Annotated in this window: 15 protein-coding genes; 9 read left to right on the top strand and 6 right to left on the bottom strand. The window is 57.1% G+C overall.

Annotated features, from left to right (window positions below; genetic code table 11):
• Positions 1-31: 31 nt before the first annotated feature.
• A complete protein-coding gene (locus tag M8318_RS22130) occupies positions 32-1,069 on the top strand; it encodes an AI-2E family transporter (RefSeq protein WP_106993768.1) in 1,038 nt (345 codons plus the stop codon).
• On the opposite strand, the gene M8318_RS22125 is transcribed toward M8318_RS22130, so the two are convergent.
• The 3 genes from M8318_RS22125 to M8318_RS22115 all read right to left on the bottom strand — a co-directional run bounded on the left by M8318_RS22125 (position 1,066) and on the right by M8318_RS22115 (position 3,836).
• On the bottom strand, positions 1,066-2,022 hold the full coding sequence (locus tag M8318_RS22125; RefSeq protein ID WP_262664542.1) for a zinc-dependent alcohol dehydrogenase family protein: 957 nt from the start codon (positions 2,020-2,022) through the stop codon (positions 1,066-1,068). The genes M8318_RS22130 and M8318_RS22125 overlap by 4 nt on opposite strands.
• Before the next feature lie 3 nt (positions 2,023-2,025).
• The gene (gene smrA / locus M8318_RS22120) at positions 2,026-2,589 is read right to left on the bottom strand and encodes a DNA endonuclease SmrA (RefSeq protein ID WP_262664541.1); all 564 of its coding nucleotides are present in this window, start codon (positions 2,587-2,589) and stop codon (positions 2,026-2,028) included.
• Between the two features lie 338 nt (positions 2,590-2,927).
• Positions 2,928-3,836: a LysR family transcriptional regulator gene (locus M8318_RS22115; protein ID WP_106993765.1), complete on the bottom strand. Its 909-nt coding sequence runs from the start codon at positions 3,834-3,836 to the stop codon at positions 2,928-2,930.
• 175 nt (positions 3,837-4,011) lie between these two features.
• Between M8318_RS22115 and M8318_RS22110 the strand changes: the two genes are divergently transcribed.
• The 6 genes from M8318_RS22110 (at position 4,012) to uspE (ending at position 10,877) form a co-directional block, all read left to right on the top strand.
• Positions 4,012-5,322, top strand: a complete 1,311-nt coding sequence (locus tag M8318_RS22110; protein ID WP_262664540.1) for a M20 family metallo-hydrolase — start codon at positions 4,012-4,014, stop codon at positions 5,320-5,322.
• A complete protein-coding gene (locus M8318_RS22105; RefSeq protein WP_262664538.1) occupies positions 5,322-6,767 on the top strand; it encodes a M20 family metallopeptidase in 1,446 nt (481 codons plus the stop codon). The genes M8318_RS22110 and M8318_RS22105 overlap by 1 nt, the downstream gene beginning before the upstream one ends.
• A gap of 36 nt (positions 6,768-6,803) precedes the next feature.
• Positions 6,804-8,330, top strand: coding sequence for a p-aminobenzoyl-glutamate transporter (gene abgT / locus M8318_RS22100; RefSeq protein ID WP_262664537.1), 1,527 nt, complete (start codon positions 6,804-6,806; stop codon positions 8,328-8,330).
• A gap of 10 nt (positions 8,331-8,340) precedes the next feature.
• On the top strand, positions 8,341-8,856 hold the full coding sequence (ogt, locus tag M8318_RS22095) for a methylated-DNA--[protein]-cysteine S-methyltransferase (protein WP_262664536.1): 516 nt from the start codon (positions 8,341-8,343) through the stop codon (positions 8,854-8,856).
• 182 nt (positions 8,857-9,038) lie between these two features.
• The gene (gene fnr / locus M8318_RS22090; protein WP_032617879.1) at positions 9,039-9,791 is read left to right on the top strand and encodes a fumarate/nitrate reduction transcriptional regulator Fnr; all 753 of its coding nucleotides are present in this window, start codon (positions 9,039-9,041) and stop codon (positions 9,789-9,791) included.
• A 135-nt stretch (positions 9,792-9,926) separates the two neighbouring features.
• The gene (gene uspE, locus M8318_RS22085; RefSeq protein WP_262664535.1) at positions 9,927-10,877 is read left to right on the top strand and encodes a universal stress protein UspE; all 951 of its coding nucleotides are present in this window, start codon (positions 9,927-9,929) and stop codon (positions 10,875-10,877) included.
• A 35-nt stretch (positions 10,878-10,912) separates the two neighbouring features.
• Here uspE and M8318_RS22080 read toward each other — a convergent pair whose 3' ends face one another.
• The 3 genes from M8318_RS22080 to pntA all read right to left on the bottom strand — a co-directional run bounded on the left by M8318_RS22080 (position 10,913) and on the right by pntA (position 15,068).
• The gene (locus M8318_RS22080; protein WP_262664534.1) at positions 10,913-12,028 is read right to left on the bottom strand and encodes a mechanosensitive ion channel family protein; all 1,116 of its coding nucleotides are present in this window, start codon (positions 12,026-12,028) and stop codon (positions 10,913-10,915) included.
• A gap of 111 nt (positions 12,029-12,139) precedes the next feature.
• A complete protein-coding gene (gene pntB / locus M8318_RS22075; RefSeq protein WP_225758928.1) occupies positions 12,140-13,528 on the bottom strand; it encodes a Re/Si-specific NAD(P)(+) transhydrogenase subunit beta in 1,389 nt (462 codons plus the stop codon).
• Positions 13,529-13,538: 10 nt separating this feature from the next.
• On the bottom strand, positions 13,539-15,068 hold the full coding sequence (gene pntA / locus M8318_RS22070) for a Re/Si-specific NAD(P)(+) transhydrogenase subunit alpha (RefSeq protein WP_262664533.1): 1,530 nt from the start codon (positions 15,066-15,068) through the stop codon (positions 13,539-13,541).
• A gap of 536 nt (positions 15,069-15,604) precedes the next feature.
• On the opposite strand from pntA, the gene ydgH reads away from it, so the two are divergent.
• On the top strand, positions 15,605-16,558 hold the full coding sequence (ydgH, locus tag M8318_RS22065) for a DUF1471 family protein YdgH (protein WP_225758930.1): 954 nt from the start codon (positions 15,605-15,607) through the stop codon (positions 16,556-16,558).
• A gap of 185 nt (positions 16,559-16,743) precedes the next feature.
• Positions 16,744-18,126, top strand: coding sequence for an amino acid permease (locus tag M8318_RS22060; protein ID WP_262664532.1), 1,383 nt, complete (start codon positions 16,744-16,746; stop codon positions 18,124-18,126).
• The last annotated feature ends 7 nt before the right edge of the window (positions 18,127-18,133 follow it).

The raw sequence follows: 18,133 nt of genomic DNA, 5'->3' as shown, positions 1-18,133 counted from the left end.
ATATATAAAAAGAACGGTATCAGGAGCCAGCATGGCCAAACCCATTATTACTCTCAACGGATTAAAAATAGTCATCATGCTCGGCATGCTGGTGATTGTGCTGACGGGGATCCGCGTTGCGGCGGATATTATTGTGCCCTTTATTCTGGCGCTGTTTATCGCCGTGGTGCTGCATCCGCTGGTGCGGTGGCTGGTGCGCCTGCGTCTTCCCCGGGTGTTGGCAATCACCCTGCCGATCCTGCTTATCGTGATTTTCATGGCGTTGCTGGTGGCCTATCTGGGCACCTCGCTGAATGAGCTGGCGCGCACCCTGCCGCACTACCGCTCCTCGCTGGCCGTGCCGCTGCTGCATCTGGAGCCCTGGCTGCAGCGGGCCGGGATTGAAGTGTCAATGGAAGAGCTGCTGAAGTACATCGATCCCAATGCCGCCATGACCCTGGTGACCGCCCTGCTGTCGCAGCTTTCCAGCGCCATGACCGCTATCTTTTTACTGCTGCTGACGGTGGTATTTATGCTGCTGGAGGTGCCGCAGCTGCCGGCGAAGCTCCAGCCTCTGATGTCCCGCCCGGTGGAAGGCATGGCGGCGATCCAGCGCGCCCTCGACAGCGTCTCGCACTATCTGGTGTTGAAGACCGCCATCAGCCTGGTGACCGGGCTGGTGGTGTGGGGAATGCTGGCGGTACTTGAGGTCCGGTTCGCCTTCGTCTGGGCGCTGCTGGCCTTTGCCCTGAACTATATTCCGAACATCGGATCGGTGCTGGCAGCTATCCCACCGATTGCGCAGGTGCTGGTGTTCAGCGGCTTTTATCCGGCGCTGGTGCTGCTGGCGGGGTATCTGTTTATCAACCTGATCTTCGGCAACATCCTTGAGCCCCGGTTAATGGGGCGCGGTCTGGGCCTCTCGACGCTGGTGGTATTTTTGTCGCTGATCTTCTGGGGCTGGCTGCTGGGGCCGGTGGGAATGCTGCTCTCGGTGCCCCTGACCATTATCGTCAAGATTGCGCTGGAGCAGACCTCCGGCGGCAAAAGCATTGCGCTGCTGCTCAGTGATATGAGTCATGCAAGCTAAGGGGTATCGCAGGTAAAATCCAGCAGCGGCTTATGGTCTCGCCCCGCCTGCCGGTAGTCGGCCAGGGCCGTCTGCCAGGCACTGAACGGCAGGAGCCTGGCGTCACTGTAGTGGCTCCCGGCCAACAGCGGCCAGATTTCGGTAAAAGCCGTCTGCCACCTCTGCGGGCTAAGCGCGTCGAAGTGGTTGCGGATATGAAACCAGTGCATCGGCGGGAAGTGACGTTGTAACGAAAAGGGCTGACCGGAAAGCAACCCATAGCAGATAAACGCCGCGCTGTTACGCATTGCACTTAAGATGGTCTGCGCCAGCTCGCCTCCGGTGGCGTCAAAGACGACATCGCTGGCGGCGGCGATGGCGCGCACGCTGTCGCTCTCCTGCTGCGCTATCGGGATAATCCCCATCGCACGCAGCCTGTCGGCATGAATTGCCGAGCGGTGAATGCCGTACACTTCCGTCGCTCCACGCCGGAGCGCCCACTGTCCGAGCAGAATGGCGCAGTCCGATCCGGCGGCGGTCAGCAACACCCGTTTCCCCTCTACAGGCCAGAGGTTGAGCATCAGCCAGGCCGCCAGCGGGTTGATGAACGCCCGCGCCGCCAGAAGGGTATCAATAGTATCCGGAACCGGGATCGCCAGCGCCGCCGGGCAATCAACGTATTGCTGCCAGGTGCCTTCCCCGCGCAGGGGTAAAACCCGCTGGCCCAACAGGTGGGTGAAACCGACGGGGGCGGCAATCACCCGCCCTACGCCTTCATATCCGGCGATGGCGGGCAAGGTAATGCGATGCCGGTAAGCACCGGTGATGGGGATCAGATCCGAGGCGTTGACCGGGGAGAGCAGCATCTGCACCCGGAGCATGTCCGGCTGCAGCGGCGCTTTTACCGCGGTTTCCCGCTGCAAAACAGACTCAGGCTCACCAAACTGGCGGTAGCATAATGCGGTGTTGTCCATGATCTAGCGGCTGCGTTTGGCCAGTCGCTCGCGGGTTTCGAGTTTTGCCTCGCTGGACTTGCGCAGCGCGACATAACAGGCCCCGCTGCCGCCGTGGTGCGGCTGGGCCACACAATAGGCCTGCACCGCCTCGAATTCCGTCAGCCAGCGCGCCAGATAGCTGCGCACAATGTTGGCGTGAGACCTATCGTCGCGTCCTTTACCGTGAATGATGATCAGGTTACGTAAGCCGTCGCGCTCCGCCTGGCGGATAAAGGTAAACAGCTGCTGGCGGCACTGCTCAACGGGCTGACGCAATAAAGTAAGGCTCGCCTGACGGGGGTATTTGCCCGAGCGCAGCTTATCGATGACCCCCAGTTGCACCCCTTCCCGCTGAAACGAAAGCGGCTCTGCCAGAGGAATAACATCCAGAAAGCCGGTGGTGAGAAAGTTATCCAGCTGGCTGGTGTCCACAGCCTGACGGGGGCGCACGGTCGGGGCGGGTTGCCAGTGAACGTCGGCACAACGCCTGAGAGGCTGGACATCCTCCATCGCGTTGAGAAAAAGCGATTTATCGTCTGGGTTCATGGCATCCTCCTGCTTAGCTGACAGGGTACTATACCTGCCCCTTTCTCGGGGCTCAATGCGACGTCGATTGACTATTAAAAAAATAATAATCAGTTCAGTTAATTTAATAATTAATGTAACTGGACTAAAACGAAATTTTATTGATGATTAAGTTTATGACTTACATTAAATTTTTATGACCCCGTGGCCTTAATTCCTTTATTTATCACCAAAAGATGTTATACATGAAGGTATCTGCACAATGGAAATAATAAGCAGAGATGCATGTGGAGCAATGCTGTGTGTACTGTGGAGTCTGTTGGATGTCGATGGGCTCCATTTTTTTACCCTCACACTGTCTAATAAATAACCTGCCGGGCATGCCGTCTGAATTGTGTGATTAATGCGGTGGTCAAGGGTGTCTGTCGGGAATCCCTTCTTTGAATAAGGTAATAGGTCGCTTTCGGTAACGGCTCTTTCACCGGCAACATCACCAGCCTGTTGGCCAGCAGCGGGTCGCAGCCCAGCTCCTGCGGCAGAATGCTGAGAAAATCGCTCTGCGCGACAAGACTAATACAGGACGAAAAGGTTTCGCAGACTACGCCTATATGGGGGATCTGATCCCGGTGGGAAAACATCTCTTCCAGCTGCTTATAATAACTGCCTCGCGGCGTCGGCATCGTCCAGCTATATTTAAGTAATTCGCTAATAGATTCAGCTTCTATTGCCGGATGGCCTGCCCGACAAAATATCGCAAAAGGCTTCTCAAACAATTTTTCGAACGTGAATTCATGATCATACGGCCCCTGGTAATAGGTATTGATGGTAAAATCAAGTTCCCCCTGGCGTAATTCATTAATCATCGAAACTAATTGTCCTTCCATAATACGCACCTTGACCTGCGGATGCTGCTGATGGAAGCGGGAAATGACCCCAGGCATTAACAGACGGGCAATACTGGCCCCCATCCCGATATTAATCTGTCCGGCCTGCTGGCCCTGCCGCTGGCGAATATCGTCCTGGGCGCTGCGTAACTCTTCAAGGATCAGCCTGGCATGCTGGTAAAAACTCTCCCCGCACTCGGTTAAGGTCACCCCTTTGCTGCGGCGAATAAACAGCTGCGCCGCGATCCCCTCCTCCAGCTCTTTAATGGATTTGGTTAACGCCGGTTGCGACAGATTCAACGCCCGCCCCGCCCCACGGATGCTCCCCTGCTGCGCCACTTCCACAAAGGCCCGCAACTGATGAAATTTTACCTGGAATGTCATGTCGGCACCGATAACCGTTGTTTATCAGAGTAAAGAAACTGTCATCTACTGTAATGGAATTGATTGTGCCAGGGTAAGCCACGAACGGTTAAATCTGTGAAAAAACGGTTAGTGATAAGTAAAAACTATCACAGTGTGAAGCAGTTCACATATTCTTATGATGACAGGAAACGATATGCATACACTGGCGCAGGACCTGCAAACCCTCTTCCCGCAACTCACCGCCTGGCGACGCGACTTCCATCACTTTGCCGAGTCCGGCTGGGTGGAATTTCGCACTGCGGCAAAAGTGGCAGAGGTACTGGATCAACTGGGCTACGAGCTGGCGATGGGCCGCGATGTGGTCGATGCAGACAGCCGGATGGGCCTGCCCGACGAGGCCACTCTGGCCCAGGCCTTTGCCCGCGCCCGTCAGCAGGGTGCGCCGGAAAAATGGCTCAGTGCCTTTGAGGGCGGGTTCACCGGGATTGTGGCCACGCTCAATACCGGCCGTCCGGGGCCGACGCTGGCGTTCCGGGTCGATATGGACGCGCTGGATCTGGATGAATCCACTCAGGACGACCATCTTCCGGCCCGGGAAGGCTTTGCCTCCTGCAACAGCGGCATGATGCATGCCTGCGCCCACGACGGCCACACCACCATTGGACTCGGGCTGGCGCACCTGCTGATGCAGTACCGCGCGCAGCTGAATGGCACCATCAAACTGATCTTCCAGCCTGCCGAAGAGGGCACCCGCGGCGCACGAGCCATGGTTGCAGCGGGCGCACTCGATGGCGTGGACTACTTCACCGCGATCCACATTGGCACCGGCGTACCGGCGGGCACCGTGATCTGCGGCAGCGATAACTTTATGGCCACCACCAAGTTTGACGTGCGCTTTACCGGTGTGGCGGCGCACGCCGGGGGCAAACCCGAAGAGGGACGCAATGCCCTGCTGGCCGCCGCCCAGGCCGCCATCGGCCTGCACAGCATCGCCCCGCACAGCGAAGGCGCGTCCCGCGTCAACGTCGGCGTGATGCAGGCGGGCAGCGGGCGTAACGTCGTCCCCGCCACTGCGCTGCTGAAGGTGGAGACCCGCGGCGAGAGCGAAGCCATTAATAACTATGTGTTCGAGCGCGCAAAAGCAGTGATTGACGGCGCGGCGGCGATGCACGGCGTCAGCACCGAGCTGCGTCTGATGGGCGCAGCGACCTCCAGCGCGCCTTCTCCGGCGTGGGTGAACTATCTGCGCGAGCAGGCATCCCAGGTGGCCGGTGTGGAGCAGGCCATCGACAAAGTGAAAGCCCCTGCCGGATCGGAAGATGCCACCCTGATGATGGCCCGGGTTCAGCAGAACGGCGGCCTCGCCTCCTATATGGTGTTTGGCACCACCCTTAGCGCCGGACACCACAATGAAAAATTCGATTTCGACGAGACGGTGATGCTCATCGCCATCGAAACGCTGGCGCGAACCGCGCTTAACTTCCCGTGGACGCGAGGTGTGTAATGCAGAGCATGTACCGTTTTGTTGAGGATGCTATCGACACCCGATCTCAGCACTTCACCAGGATTGCCGATGAGATCTGGGATCATCCTGAGACCCGCTTCGAAGAGTTCTGGTCCGCTGAACGGCTGGCCAGCGCCCTGGAAGAGGCCGGTTTTAGCCTGACCCGCGAGGCGGGCGGCGTGCCGAACGCCTTTATCGCCAGCTATGGCGAAGGGAAACCGGTGATTGCCATTCTGGGGGAGTACGATGCCCTGGCAGGGTTAAGCCAGCAGGCGCACTGCGCTACCCCGCAAACCGACACTCCAGGGGCCAACGGCCACGGCTGCGGACATAACCTGCTCGGCACCGCCGGGCTGGCGGCGGCCGTGGCGGTAAAAAGCTGGCTGGAGCAACACGGCGGCAGCGGGACGGTGCGTTTTTACGGCTGCCCTGGCGAAGAAGGCGGATCGGGTAAAACCTTTATGGTGCGCGAAGGGCTGTTTGACGACGTGGACGCCGCGGTCACCTGGCATCCGGAAGCCTTTGCGGGGATGTTTAACGTCAGCACCTTAGCCAATATCCAGGCCGCATGGCGTTTCCACGGTACCGCAGCCCACGCCGCCAACTCCCCGCATCTGGGCCGCAGCGCGCTGGACGCCGTCACCCTGATGACCACCGGGACCAACTTCCTCAACGAACACATCATTGAAAAAGCCCGCGTCCACTACGCCATCACCGATACCGGCGGGATCTCTCCAAACGTGGTGCAGGCCCAGGCGGAAGTGCTGTATCTGATCCGCGCCCCGGAGATGGCCGATGCGCAGCAGATCTACGAGCGGATCGAAAAGATTGCCCAGGGCGCAGCGCTGATGACCGAAACCACCGTTGAACGCCGCTTCGATAAAGCCTGCTCCAGCTACCTGCCGAACCGCACGCTGGAGGCCACCATGTACAGCGCTCTACAGCATTTCGGCACCCCGGCGTGGAGCGAGGAAGAGCGCGCCTTTGCGGCGGAGATCCGCGCCACGCTAACCGACAACGATCTGCAAAACAGCCTGAAAAATATCGCCGCCACCGGCGGAGAAGAGGGCAAGCAGTTTGCCCGTCGGCATCAGCAGACCCTGCTGGTGGACGAGGTGGCCCCGTATGCCATTACCGATAACGTGCTGGCGGGCTCTACCGACGTGGGTGACGTCAGCTGGAAAATGCCGGTCGCCCAGTGCTTCAGCCCCTGCTTTGCCGTCGGCACACCGCTGCACACCTGGCAGTTGGTGGCCCAGGGCCGGACCTCTATCGCCCATAAGGGGATGCTGCTGGCCGGCAAAGTGATGGGGGCTACCGCCCTGGCGCTGCTGCAGGACCCGGCGCTGCTGCCCGCCTGCCGCGAGGAGTTTGCTCAACAGTTAAATGAAAAACCGTACATCTGCCCGATCCCAGAAAATGTGACACCGTCACCTTTAAAATAATAAAACATAACAACACAACACTCCCGAGGAACGCCCATGAGTATGTCTTCCATACCTTCGCATTCCCCATCCGGTAAGCTCTATGGTTGGGTTGAAAGAGTCGGCAACAAAGTGCCGCACCCTTTCCTGCTGTTCATTTATTTGATTGTGATCCTGGCCGCGGCCACCGCCGTGCTGTCGGCCTTTGACGTCAGCGCCCGCAACCCGGCCGATGGCAGCATGGTGGCAGTTAAAAACCTGCTGAGCGTCGAAGGGCTGCACTGGTTTTTACCGAATGTGATCAAAAACTTTAGCGGCTTTGCCCCGCTGGGGGCGATCCTCGCCCTGGTGCTGGGTGCCGGACTGGCCGAACGTTCCGGCCTGCTGCCGGCCCTGATGGTGAAAATGGCCTCTCAGGTCAACGCGCGTTACGCCAGCTATATGGTGCTGTTTATCGCCTTCTTCAGCCATATCTCCTCGGATGCGGCACTGGTGATCATGCCCCCGATGGGCGCGCTGATCTTCCTCGCCGTCGGACGTCATCCGGTGGCAGGCCTGCTGGCGGCGATTGCCGGGGTCGGGTGTGGTTTTACCGCTAACCTGCTGATCGTCACCACCGACGTGCTGCTCTCCGGCATCAGCACCGAAGCGGCCAAAACCATCAATGCTGCGATGCACGTCAGCGTGATCGACAACTGGTACTTTATGGCCAGCTCGGTGATTGTGCTGACGATTGTCGGGGGGTTGATCACCGATAAGATCGTGGAGCCGCGTCTGGGCAAATGGCAGGGTAGCAGCGACGAGAAGCTGGATGCGCTGTCGCCGGAGCAGCGTCGCGGGCTGCGCGTTGCCGGAGTAGTGTCCCTGCTGTTTATCGCCGCCATCGCCCTGATGGTGGTGCCGGAGAACGGCATTCTGCGCGATCCGGTCCAGCACACCGTGCTGCCCTCGCCGTTTATCAAAGGCATCGTGCCGCTGATCATTCTCTTCTTCTTTGTGGTGTCGCTGGCGTACGGCATCGCCACCGGGAAAGTGCGTCGTCAGGGCGATCTGCCTCAGCTGATGATCGAACCGATGAAGGAGATGGCTGGGTTTATCGTAATGGTGTTCCCGCTGGCGCAGTTTGTGGCCATGTTTAACTGGAGCAACATGGGCAAGTTTATGGCGGTGGGCCTGACCGACCTGCTGGAAACCGCCGGACTGAGCGGCGTGCCCGCGTTTGTCGGCCTGGCGCTGCTCTCCTCCCTGCTGTGCATGTTTATCGCCAGCGGCTCGGCCATCTGGTCGATTCTGGCCCCGATCTTCGTGCCGATGTTTATGCTGCTGGGCTTCCACCCGGCGTTCGCGCAGATCCTGTTCCGCGTGGCGGATTCTTCAGTGATCCCGCTGGCCCCGGTGTCGCCGTTCGTGCCGCTGTTTTTAGGCTTCCTGCAGCGCTACAAGCCCGAGGCCAAACTGGGTACCTACTATTCGCTGGTGCTGCCGTATCCGCTTATCTTTTTAGGAGTATGGTTGCTCATGCTGGTGGCATGGTATCTTGTCGGCCTGCCCATCGGGCCGGGAGTCTACCCGCGACTGAATTAAGGAAGAGCATATGCTGAGATTACTCGAAGATAAAATTGCCACCCCGCTGGGGCCACTGTGGGTGATTGCGGATGAGCAGTTCAACCTGCGCGCCGTCGAGTGGGAGGAGCACAGCAACCGGATGGTGGAGCTGCTCAATATCCACTACCGGGCGGAGGGCTACGAGCGTATCAGCGCCAGCAATCCAGGCGGGCTTAGCGATAAGCTGACCGCCTGGTTCGAGGGCGATCTCAGCATTATTGACACCCTGCCGACCGCCACGGCCGGCACCCCTTTTCAGCGTGAAGTCTGGCAGGCGTTGCGAACCATTCCCTGCGGCCAGGTGATGCATTATGGTCAGCTGGCGGAACAGCTCGGACGCCCGGGCGCAGCGCGCGCGGTGGGTGCCGCGAACGGGTCAAACCCGGTCAGTATTGTGGTGCCCTGCCATCGCGTGATCGGCCGCAACGGTACCCTGACCGGCTATGCCGGTGGGGTGCAGCGCAAGGAGTGGTTGCTGCGTCATGAAGGGTATTTATTGCTGTAGTTCCAGGCTTTTAGTGCTTAATTTTCCATGTGTTAGCGATAAAGTCCGCAGCTAATTTGTGGAATTTCAAGAACATGCTACCGCATTCACGCTTCTTGTCCTGATTGATGGTTTGCCAGGCTTACGCCGGGTGCAAAAAGATGTTAAAATTGACCAATATCAATTAAGGCTTGAGCAAACCTATGATCCCGGAAAAGCGAATTATTCGACGCATTCAGTCTGGCGGTTGTGCTATCCATTGTCAGGACTGCAGCATCAGCCAGCTCTGTATCCCGTTTACCCTGAATGAGCACGAGCTTGATCAGCTTGATAATATTATCGAGCGTAAAAAGCCGATTCAGAAAGGGCAGACGCTGTTTAAAGCGGGAGACGAACTGAAATCGCTGTACGCTATCCGTTCTGGCACCATCAAGAGCTATACCATCACCGAACAGGGCGACGAGCAGATCACCGGCTTCCACCTGGCGGGCGATCTGGTGGGCTTTGATGCCATTGGCACCGGTAACCACCCGAGCTTTGCGCAGGCGCTGGAAACCTCAATGGTTTGCGAAATTCCGTTTGAAACCCTCGACGACCTGTCAGGTAAAATGCCCAACCTGCGCCAGCAGATGATGCGTCTGATGAGCGGGGAGATCAAAGGCGATCAGGACATGATCCTGCTGCTGTCCAAAAAGAACGCTGAAGAGCGTCTAGCGGCGTTTATCTACAATCTCTCCCGTCGTTTCGCCGAGCGGGGTTTTTCACCGCGTGAGTTCCGTCTCACCATGACCCGTGGCGATATCGGTAACTATCTGGGCCTGACCGTAGAAACCATCAGCCGTCTGCTGGGTCGTTTCCAGAAAAGCGGGATGCTGGCGGTGAAAGGCAAATATATCACCATTGAAAACGGTGAAGCGCTGGCAGTGCTGGCGGGCCACTCGCGTAACGTGGCATAACGTCTTCTGACTCCCCTGCCAGATCGATAATTTTACTGATTTATTGATCTGGCAAATCTCCCCCCCTGTTTCAATTCAGATATATAGGTTACTCTTTTACTTACAGACTGTGGTGACAGTAGTAAGGAGACCTGTATGGCAAAGTATCAAAACATGCTGGTGGCCATCGATCCTAATCAGGACGATCAACCGGCGTTACGACGAGCTGTCTATTTACATCAACGGATTGGTGGCAGAATTAAAGCGTTTCTGCCGATATATGACTTTTCTTACGAAATGACCACCCTTCTGTCGCCTGACGAACGCACCGCTATGCGTCAGGGAGTGATCAGCCAGCGTACCGCCTGGATCCGCGAGCAGGCAAAATTCTATCTTGAAGCCGGTGTCCCCATTGAAATCAAAGTGGTGTGGCACAACCGTCCGTTCGAAGCCATCATCCAGGAAGTGGTCAGCGGCAAACATGACCTGTTGCTGAAGATGGCCCACCAGCACGACAAGCTGGAAGCGGTGATCTTCACCCCGACCGACTGGCACCTGCTGCGTAAATGCCCGTGCCCGGTGTGGATGGTGAAAGACCAGCCGTGGCCGGAAGGCGGTAAAGCGGTGGTGGCGGTGAATCTCGCCAGCGAAGAGAACTATCACAACGCCCTGAACGAAAAGCTGGTGAAAGAGACCATCCAGCTCGCCGAGCAGGTCAACCATACCGAAGTCCACCTGGTGGGCGCCTACCCGATTACCCCGATTAACATTGCTATCGAACTGCCGGAATTTGATCCGAGCGTGTATAACGACGCCATTCGCGGCCAGCACCTGCTGGCGATGAAAGCGTTGCGACAGAAATTCGGTATCGATGAGAAGTTGACCCACGTCGAGAAAGGTCTGCCTGAAGAGGTGATCCCGGATCTGTCAGAGCATCTGCAGGCGGGGATCGTGGTGCTGGGCACCATCGGCCGCACCGGTATCTCTGCCGCCTTCCTCGGTAATACGGCGGAACAGGTGATCGATCATCTGCGCTGTGACCTGCTGGTCATTAAGCCGGATCAGTTTCAAACGCCGGTTGAGCTGGACGACGACGAAGACGATTAACAGTGAGAAAGCCCGCCTTAACGGCGGGCTTTTTTTTAGCTCTGAGTGACGGGTTGAGAGGACGGCTGTACGCTCTCGCCCTCTTTCATCCAGGGCGCATGCAGAACCATGCTCGGCAAGGCCAGTTTTACCCCTTCATCATTCAGGCTCTCAAGAATACGGATATTGATCTCCTGCTGGATATCCATGTACTTGTTGTAATCCGCCGTGTTGACGATATGCACCACCTCAAAGGTGAGCCTGTCCTTATCAAAACCGAGCAGGTGGGCGCGGTCAAAACGCGTTTCGCCGATATCAGTGATGATCTTCTTCACGTTATCGCCAATAACCCGCAGCTTTTCCGGCGGCGTATCGCTGGCCACGCCGAAGGTAAAGACGATACGACGGGTCTGCATCCGCTTGTAGTTATGCAGGGTTTGCTGAAGCAGGATCGCATTACCGCAGACAATCTGTTCCCCGCTCAGGCTGCGAATACGCGTCGTCTTAAGGCCAATATGCTCCACCGTCCCGGCCACGTCGTTGAACACCACAAAATCCCCGATCTCAAAGGGCTTGTCGAAACCAATGGAGAGCGAGGCAAAAACGTCGCTGAGAATGGTCTGTACCGCCAGCGCAATGGCAATACCCCCTACCCCCAGGCTGGCCACCAGCGCAGTGATGTTGACGCCTGCGTTGGCCAGAATAGACAGCAGCATCACTGACCAGACAATCGCCCGCAGGATCAGCCCGGTGATCACCAGGGTAACGGGGTTTTTGTGGCTGCCCGGGGTCAGCATCACGTGCCGTAGCCAGGAGACCACCCCCTGATCCATCCACAGCGCCACCTGAATCGCCAGCACCAGGAACCAGGCATGGCTCAGGGCGCCGTAGAGGCGATCCGGCAGTTCGACAAACCGCAGGCTAAACAGAAAGGCGACCACAAACAGCAGGACCCGGCTGGTTCTGTTGAGCATCTCCGTGAGGACAAAATGCATTTTGTGGGTAGCGGGATGTTTGTCACCCCAGTTGGTAATGCCCTTATGGACAAAGGTGATGAGGCGTTTCAGTAGCCAGTAGATCAGCAGGGTTACCACCGTCACCGTGGCAAAGCCAATCCAGAATCTGGGGGTCATCATTAACGTCAAAAAATCGAAACGTGACAAGAACTGCATGCTCCCTCCTCCCTTTACGCAAAAAAGGAAAGTATAGACAGTGAGCGTGCACAGCCTGCAGAAATGAGAAAACCGCCCAGATGGGCGGTTTTTTTAGGGTACGTTGCCGAATTACAGCGCTTTCAGGATCGCATCCACGCTGGCCTTGGCATCGCCAAACAGCATGTGGGTGTTCTCTTTGAAGAACAGCGGGTTCTGTACCCCAGCGTAACCGGTGTTCATGGAGCGTTTGAAGACGATAACGTTCTGCGCCTTCCACACTTCCAGAACCGGCATACCGGCGATAGGACTGTTAGGATCGTCCTGCGCGGCCGGGTTAACGGTATCGTTCGCGCCAATCACCAGCACGGTATCGGTGTCGGAGAAGTCGTCGTTGATCTCGTCCATCTCCAGCACGATGTCGTACGGTACTTTCGCTTCCGCCAGCAGCACGTTCATGTGGCCCGGCAGACGCCCGGCAACCGGGTGAATACCAAAGCGCACCTTGATGCCGCGGGCACGCAGACGCTCGGTGATTTCCGCAACCGGATACTGAGCCTGCGCTACCGCCATGCCGTAGCCCGGGGTGATGATCACCGTGTGGGAGTTCTTCAGCATGTCAGCGGTATCTTCGGCATTGATCTCACGATGCTCACCCACCTCGTCGTCACCGCTGGAGGTCTGTCCGTCGGTGCCAAAGCCCCCGGCAATCACGCTGAAGAACGAACGGTTCATCGCCTTACACATGATGTAGGAGAGGATCGCCCCGCTCGAACCCACCAGCGCACCGGTCACGATCAGCAGGTCGTTGCTCAGCATAAAGCCCGCCGCTGCTGCCGCCCAACCGGAGTAGGAGTTCAGCATAGAGACCACCACCGGCATATCTGCGCCACCGATGGAGGCCACCAGGTGCCAGCCGAAGGCCAGGGCGATGATGGTCATCACCAGCAGAGCCAGCACCTGCATGCCCACGCTGTCGGTGCGCACAAACACCACCATCAGCACGAAGGAGACGACCAGCGCCGCCAGGTTCAGCTTGTGACGGTTTGGCAGCATCAGCGGTTTAGAAGAGATCTTGCCGCGCAGCTTGCCGAACGCCACGATAGAACCGGTAAAGGTCACCGCACCGATGAAGATCCCGAGGAATACTTCGGTCAGGTGGATGTTCACCAGAATCGGCTCCATCCCCGGCTCGTGATACAGGTAGCTGTTAAAGCCTACCAGCACCGCTGCAAGACCCACGAAGCTGTGCAGGATCGCCACCAGCTCCGGCATTTCGGTCATTTCAACGCGCTTCGCCAGACGGATACCAATCGCACCGCCGATGATCATCGCCACCAGGATCCACGCCACGTTGCCGGTGTCCGGCCCGAAGATGGTGGCAATCAGCGCAATCGCCATCCCGGCGATACCAAAGTTGTTACCCTGCTGCGACGTTTCATGTTTTGAAAGCCCCGCGAGGCTGAAAATAAACAGGACCGCGGCAACAATGTATGCAGCTGTAACTAATCCTCCAGACATAGGTTACCCCTTATCCCTTACGAAACATTTTCAGCATGCGCTGAGTCACGGTGAAGCCACCGAAAATATTGATACTGGCGATCAGTACCGCGATAAAGCTGAGGAAACTGACCCAGCCGCCGTGACCAATCTGCAGTAACGCCCCGACCACGATGATCCCGGAGATGGCGTTGGTAACCGACATCAGCGGCGTATGCAGCGCATGGGAGACGTTCCAGACCACGTAGTAACCCACCACGCAGGAGAGCGCAAAGACGGTGAAGTGTCCGAGGAACTCCTTCGGTGCGACATCTGCCAGCCAGCCGAACAGGATGATTGCCAGCGCCATAAAGGCAAACTTACGCCACGGGGACGCCGGTTTTTCCGGCTCTTTTGGTGCCGGCGCGGCTTTGGCTGCTGCCTGCGGCTGCGCAGAGACCTGAATCGGCGGTGCTGGCCAGGTGATTTCACCCTCGCGAACCACGGTTACGCCGCGCACCACTACGTCGTCAAAATCAACGGTGATGTTGCCGTCTTTCTCTTTGCACAGCAGCTTCAGCAGGTTGACCAGGTTGGTACCGTACAGCTGAGAGGACTGGGTCGGCAGACGGCCCGGCAGATCGGTATAGCCGATCACCTTCACGCCGTTGGCGGTAGTGGTAACCTCGCCCGGAACGGTGTATTCGCAGTTGCCGCCATTTTGCGAAGCCAGATCGACGATCACGCTACCGGCCTTCATGGCGTCGACCATTTCACGGGTGATCAGCTTCGGCGCCGGTTTACCCGGGATCAGCGCGGTGGTGACAATAATGTCCACCTCTTTCGCCTGGGCGGCGAACAGCGCCATCTCAGCTTTGATAAAGGCTTCGGACATCACTTTGGCGTAACCGTCGCCGCTGCCAGCCTCTTCTTTAAAGTCCAGCTCAAGGAACTCGGCGCCCATACTCTGCACCTGCTCTTTCACTTCCGGACGGGTGTCAAAGGCACGGACAATCGCGCCCAGGCTGTTGGCTGCGCCAATGGCGGCCAGACCGGCGACACCTGCCCCGATAACCATCACCTTCGCCGGGGGAACTTTACCCGCCGCGGTGATCTGTCCGGTAAAGAAGCGACCAAATTCGTGTGCAGCTTCGACGATGGCACGGTAGCCCGCAATATTCGCCATTGAGCTGAGGGCGTCCAGCGACTGCGCACGCGAGATGCGCGGCACAGAGTCCATCGCCATCGCGGTGACGCCACGCGCCGCCAGCTTCTCCATCAGCTCCGGGTTTTGCGCCGGCCAGACAAAGCTCACCAGCGTGGTGCCCGGATTGAGCAGCGCGATTTCATTCTCTTCCGGTGCATTGACCTTCAGAATAATGTCCGAATGCCAGACGTTATCGCCGTCGACAACCTCTGCGCCAGCCTGAATAAACGCCTCGTCATCGAAACTTGCCAGCTTGCCCGCGCCGCTTTCAACCGCGACGGTAAAACCCAGTTTGAGCAACTGCTCCACCGTTTTTGGTGTCGCCGCTACGCGGGTTTCATTGGCAAACCGTTCTCTTGGTACCCCAATACGCATAGTAATCCCTTCCATCGGTTTTTGATGATGGTTTGTCGAACATTCATCACGGGTATACGACAGCAGTGACAGGGCTTAACCTGTCACTTACCTCTACCCGCAGAAAATAAAACAGTAACAAACTTTCTATAACCTACTGAAAATACCGCCTGTGATCCACAGCAAGAAAACACTATTTATGACTTTATCTGTCAAAAATAAGCGATCGGGGTCTCAGACAGGCATATCTGCTCTTATTTCACCGCCAGGGCCGATGTTTAGCTCAGGCGAAGCGGCAAAAACACGATATAGCCCCAGCCAGAAACAACTTATTAACATTAAATCAACTTGTGAAAGTCATATGCTTTATGAGTTTTACTGGTCAAACGCGTGTTTTTTCAACATATCAGTAAAGGTTATATATTTTGGCAACTTACTCCGCACCGGTCGTGAAAAATCGCGCAGACAGCGACGGGTGTTAAATGCCATAATCGTCAACGTTTTCAAATTAACAATTAGACCAGTACCTGGTTTGCGTAAGGCGAAGGATTATTTTTATGAAGCTTAAGAACACTCTCCTGGCGTCCGCACTCCTTGCTGCGACCGCCCTGTCTGCCAATGCCGCAACAGAGTTAACGCCGGAGCAAGCGGCTGCTACGAAACCTTACGATAGCGTTACGATCGTAGGTCGTTTTAACTCCATTGGCGATGCGGTCAATGCCGCCTCCAAACGCGCCGATAAAGAGGGCGCCGCCGCATTTTACGTCGTGGATAACTCCGAATACGGCAGCAGCGGCAACCAGCGCGTAACCGTTGCACTGTATAAAGAGAATGCCCCAAAAGCGGAAGTGCAGAAAAATCGCGTTATCAACAATGTGATGGAGCTGCCTAAAGATCAGGCCGTGATGCTTGAACCGTTTGATACCGTCACCGTTCAGGGCTTCTACCGCAGCCAGCCGGATGTGAATGACGCCATCACCAAAGCCGCGAAGGCGAAAGGGGCTGACTCTTACTACATCGTTCGTCAGATTGATGCCAACGATGGCGGCAACCAGCGCATCACCGCCTACGTCTACAAAAAAGACGCCAAAAAACGCGTTCTGCAGAGCCCGGATGCTATCCCGGCCAACTCTGAGGCAGGTCGCGCAGCGATTGCCAAAGGCGGCGAAGAAGCGAAGAAAGTGGAAATCCCTGGCGTGGCAACCAGCGCAGCGCCTGGAGCCTCCGTTGCCGGTGTGGGCCGTTTCTTTGAAACCCAGACCACCAAAGGCGGCCGCTACAGCGTTACCCTCAACGACGGCACCAAAATTGAAGAGCTGAACAACGCCACTGCTGCGCAGATGGTGCCGTTCGACAGCATCAAGTTCACCGGTAACTACGGCAACATGACCGAAATCTCCTACCAGGTGGCGAAGCGTGCGGCGAAGAAAGGGGCCAAGTATTACCACATCACCCGCCAGTGGCAGGAACGCGGTAATAACATCACCATCAGCGCCGATCTGTACAAATAAGTCATCAGATACTCAGAGGCGGCGTAATGCCGCCTTTTTTTGGCTTTTTAAGCACAATTCAGCCCTTCCTCATTGCATGCCTTCGTGACACTCCGTAAAATCCCGCGCCTTAGTGTGATCCACCATTTTTATGCGCTTCGACGTAATAATTATTCTGGATCTGACCCTTTTTAAAAAGGAAGCCAATGGAAAAGAAACTTGGCCTGAGCGCTTTAACTGCGCTTGTTTTGAGCTCCATGCTCGGTGCAGGTGTATTCAGTCTGCCGCAGAATATGGCAGCCGTTGCCAGCCCGTCCGCGCTGCTTATCGGCTGGGGGATCACCGGTGTCGGGATCCTGCTGCTGGCCTTCGCCATGCTGCTGCTGACGCGCATCCGTCCCGATCTCGACGGCGGCATCTTCACCTACGCCCGTGAAGGCTTTGGTGAGCTGGTGGGCTTCTGTTCCGCATGGGGTTACTGGCTGTGCGCGGTGATCGCCAACGTCTCTTATCTGGTGATCGTCTTCTCTGCGCTGAGTTTCTTTACCGATACGCCTGAACTGCGCCTGTTTGGCGATGGCAATACCTGGCAATCCATCGTCGGCTCCTCGGTGCTGCTGTGGTTCGTCCATTTCCTGGTGCTGCGCGGCGTGCAGACCGCTGCGAGCATTAACCTGGTCGCCACCCTGGCGAAGCTGGTGCCGCTGGGGCTGTTTGTCGTGCTGGCGTTTATCGCGTTTAGTCTCGATGTGTTTAGCATGGACTTTTCCGGCGTGGCGCTGGGCGTCCCGGTCTGGGAGCAGGTGAAAAACACCATGCTCATCACCCTGTGGGTGTTTATCGGGGTGGAAGGCGCGGTGGTGGTGTCGGCCCGGGCGCGCAATAAGCAGGATGTTGGCCGCGCCACGCTGCTGGCGGTGCTGGCTGCGCTGACCGTTTATCTGCTGGTTACCCTGCTCTCTCTGGGCGTGGTCGCCCGTCCTGAGCTGGCGGAGATGCGTAACCCGTCGATGGCGGGCCTGATGGTCAAAATGATGGGTTCCTGGGGCGAGGTGGTGATTGCCGCAGGGCTGATCGTGTCGGTCTGCGGAGCCTATCTGAGCTGGACCATTATGGCGGCCGAAGTGCCGTTCCTGGCCGCGACGCATAAAGCGTTTCCCCGTCTGTTTGCCCGTCAGAACAAAAACAGTGCCCCTTCCGCCTCGCTGTGGCTGACCAACATCAGCGTGCAGGTTTGTCTGGTGCTGATCTGGCTCACAGGTTCGGACTATAACACGCTGTTAACCATCGCCTCGGAAATGATTCTGGTACCCTATTTCCTGGTGGGCGCATATTTGTTAAAAATAGCCACCCGCCCGATGCACACCGTCGTGGGGATGGGAGCCTGTATTTATGGCTTATGGCTGCTGTATGCCTCTGGTCCGATGCATCTGCTGCTCTCCGTGGTACTTTATGCGCCTGGGCTGCTGGTGTTTATTTACGCCCGACGTACGCATCAGCTGCAACACGCGCTTAAACGCCGTGAAATGGTGTTGATTGGAATGTTACTGGTTGCCGCATTACCGGCAACGTGGATGCTGATGGGATAAGCGACTT

This window comes from Leclercia tamurae (genome assembly GCF_025566055.1).
Classification (GTDB): Bacteria; Pseudomonadota; Gammaproteobacteria; order Enterobacterales; family Enterobacteriaceae; genus Enterobacter; species Enterobacter tamurae.
This window is presented reverse-complemented; position numbering and strand designations above follow the sequence as displayed.

Excerpts from the sequence above, each read along its gene's own strand:
- abgT (WP_262664537.1), top strand. The coding sequence starts at position 6,804 with ATGAGTATGTCTTCCATACCTTCGCATTCCCCATCCGGTAAGCTCTAT.
- ogt (WP_262664536.1), top strand. The coding sequence starts at position 8,341 with ATGCTGAGATTACTCGAAGATAAAATTGCCACCCCGCTGGGGCCACTG.
- M8318_RS22130 (WP_106993768.1), top strand. The coding sequence starts at position 32 with ATGGCCAAACCCATTATTACTCTCAACGGATTAAAAATAGTCATCATG.
- M8318_RS22110 (WP_262664540.1), top strand. The coding sequence starts at position 4,012 with ATGCATACACTGGCGCAGGACCTGCAAACCCTCTTCCCGCAACTCACC.
- pntB (WP_225758928.1), bottom strand. The coding sequence starts at position 13,528 with ATGTCTGGAGGATTAGTTACAGCTGCATACATTGTTGCCGCGGTCCTG.
- ydgH (WP_225758930.1), top strand. The coding sequence starts at position 15,605 with ATGAAGCTTAAGAACACTCTCCTGGCGTCCGCACTCCTTGCTGCGACC.
- smrA (WP_262664541.1), bottom strand. The coding sequence starts at position 2,589 with ATGAACCCAGACGATAAATCGCTTTTTCTCAACGCGATGGAGGATGTC.
- M8318_RS22060 (WP_262664532.1), top strand. The coding sequence starts at position 16,744 with ATGGAAAAGAAACTTGGCCTGAGCGCTTTAACTGCGCTTGTTTTGAGC.
- pntA (WP_262664533.1), bottom strand. The coding sequence starts at position 15,068 with ATGCGTATTGGGGTACCAAGAGAACGGTTTGCCAATGAAACCCGCGTA.
- fnr (WP_032617879.1), top strand. The coding sequence starts at position 9,039 with ATGATCCCGGAAAAGCGAATTATTCGACGCATTCAGTCTGGCGGTTGT.
- M8318_RS22105 (WP_262664538.1), top strand. The coding sequence starts at position 5,322 with ATGCAGAGCATGTACCGTTTTGTTGAGGATGCTATCGACACCCGATCT.
- M8318_RS22125 (WP_262664542.1), bottom strand. The coding sequence starts at position 2,022 with ATGGACAACACCGCATTATGCTACCGCCAGTTTGGTGAGCCTGAGTCT.
- M8318_RS22080 (WP_262664534.1), bottom strand. The coding sequence starts at position 12,028 with ATGCAGTTCTTGTCACGTTTCGATTTTTTGACGTTAATGATGACCCCC.
- uspE (WP_262664535.1), top strand. The coding sequence starts at position 9,927 with ATGGCAAAGTATCAAAACATGCTGGTGGCCATCGATCCTAATCAGGAC.
- M8318_RS22115 (WP_106993765.1), bottom strand. The coding sequence starts at position 3,836 with ATGACATTCCAGGTAAAATTTCATCAGTTGCGGGCCTTTGTGGAAGTG.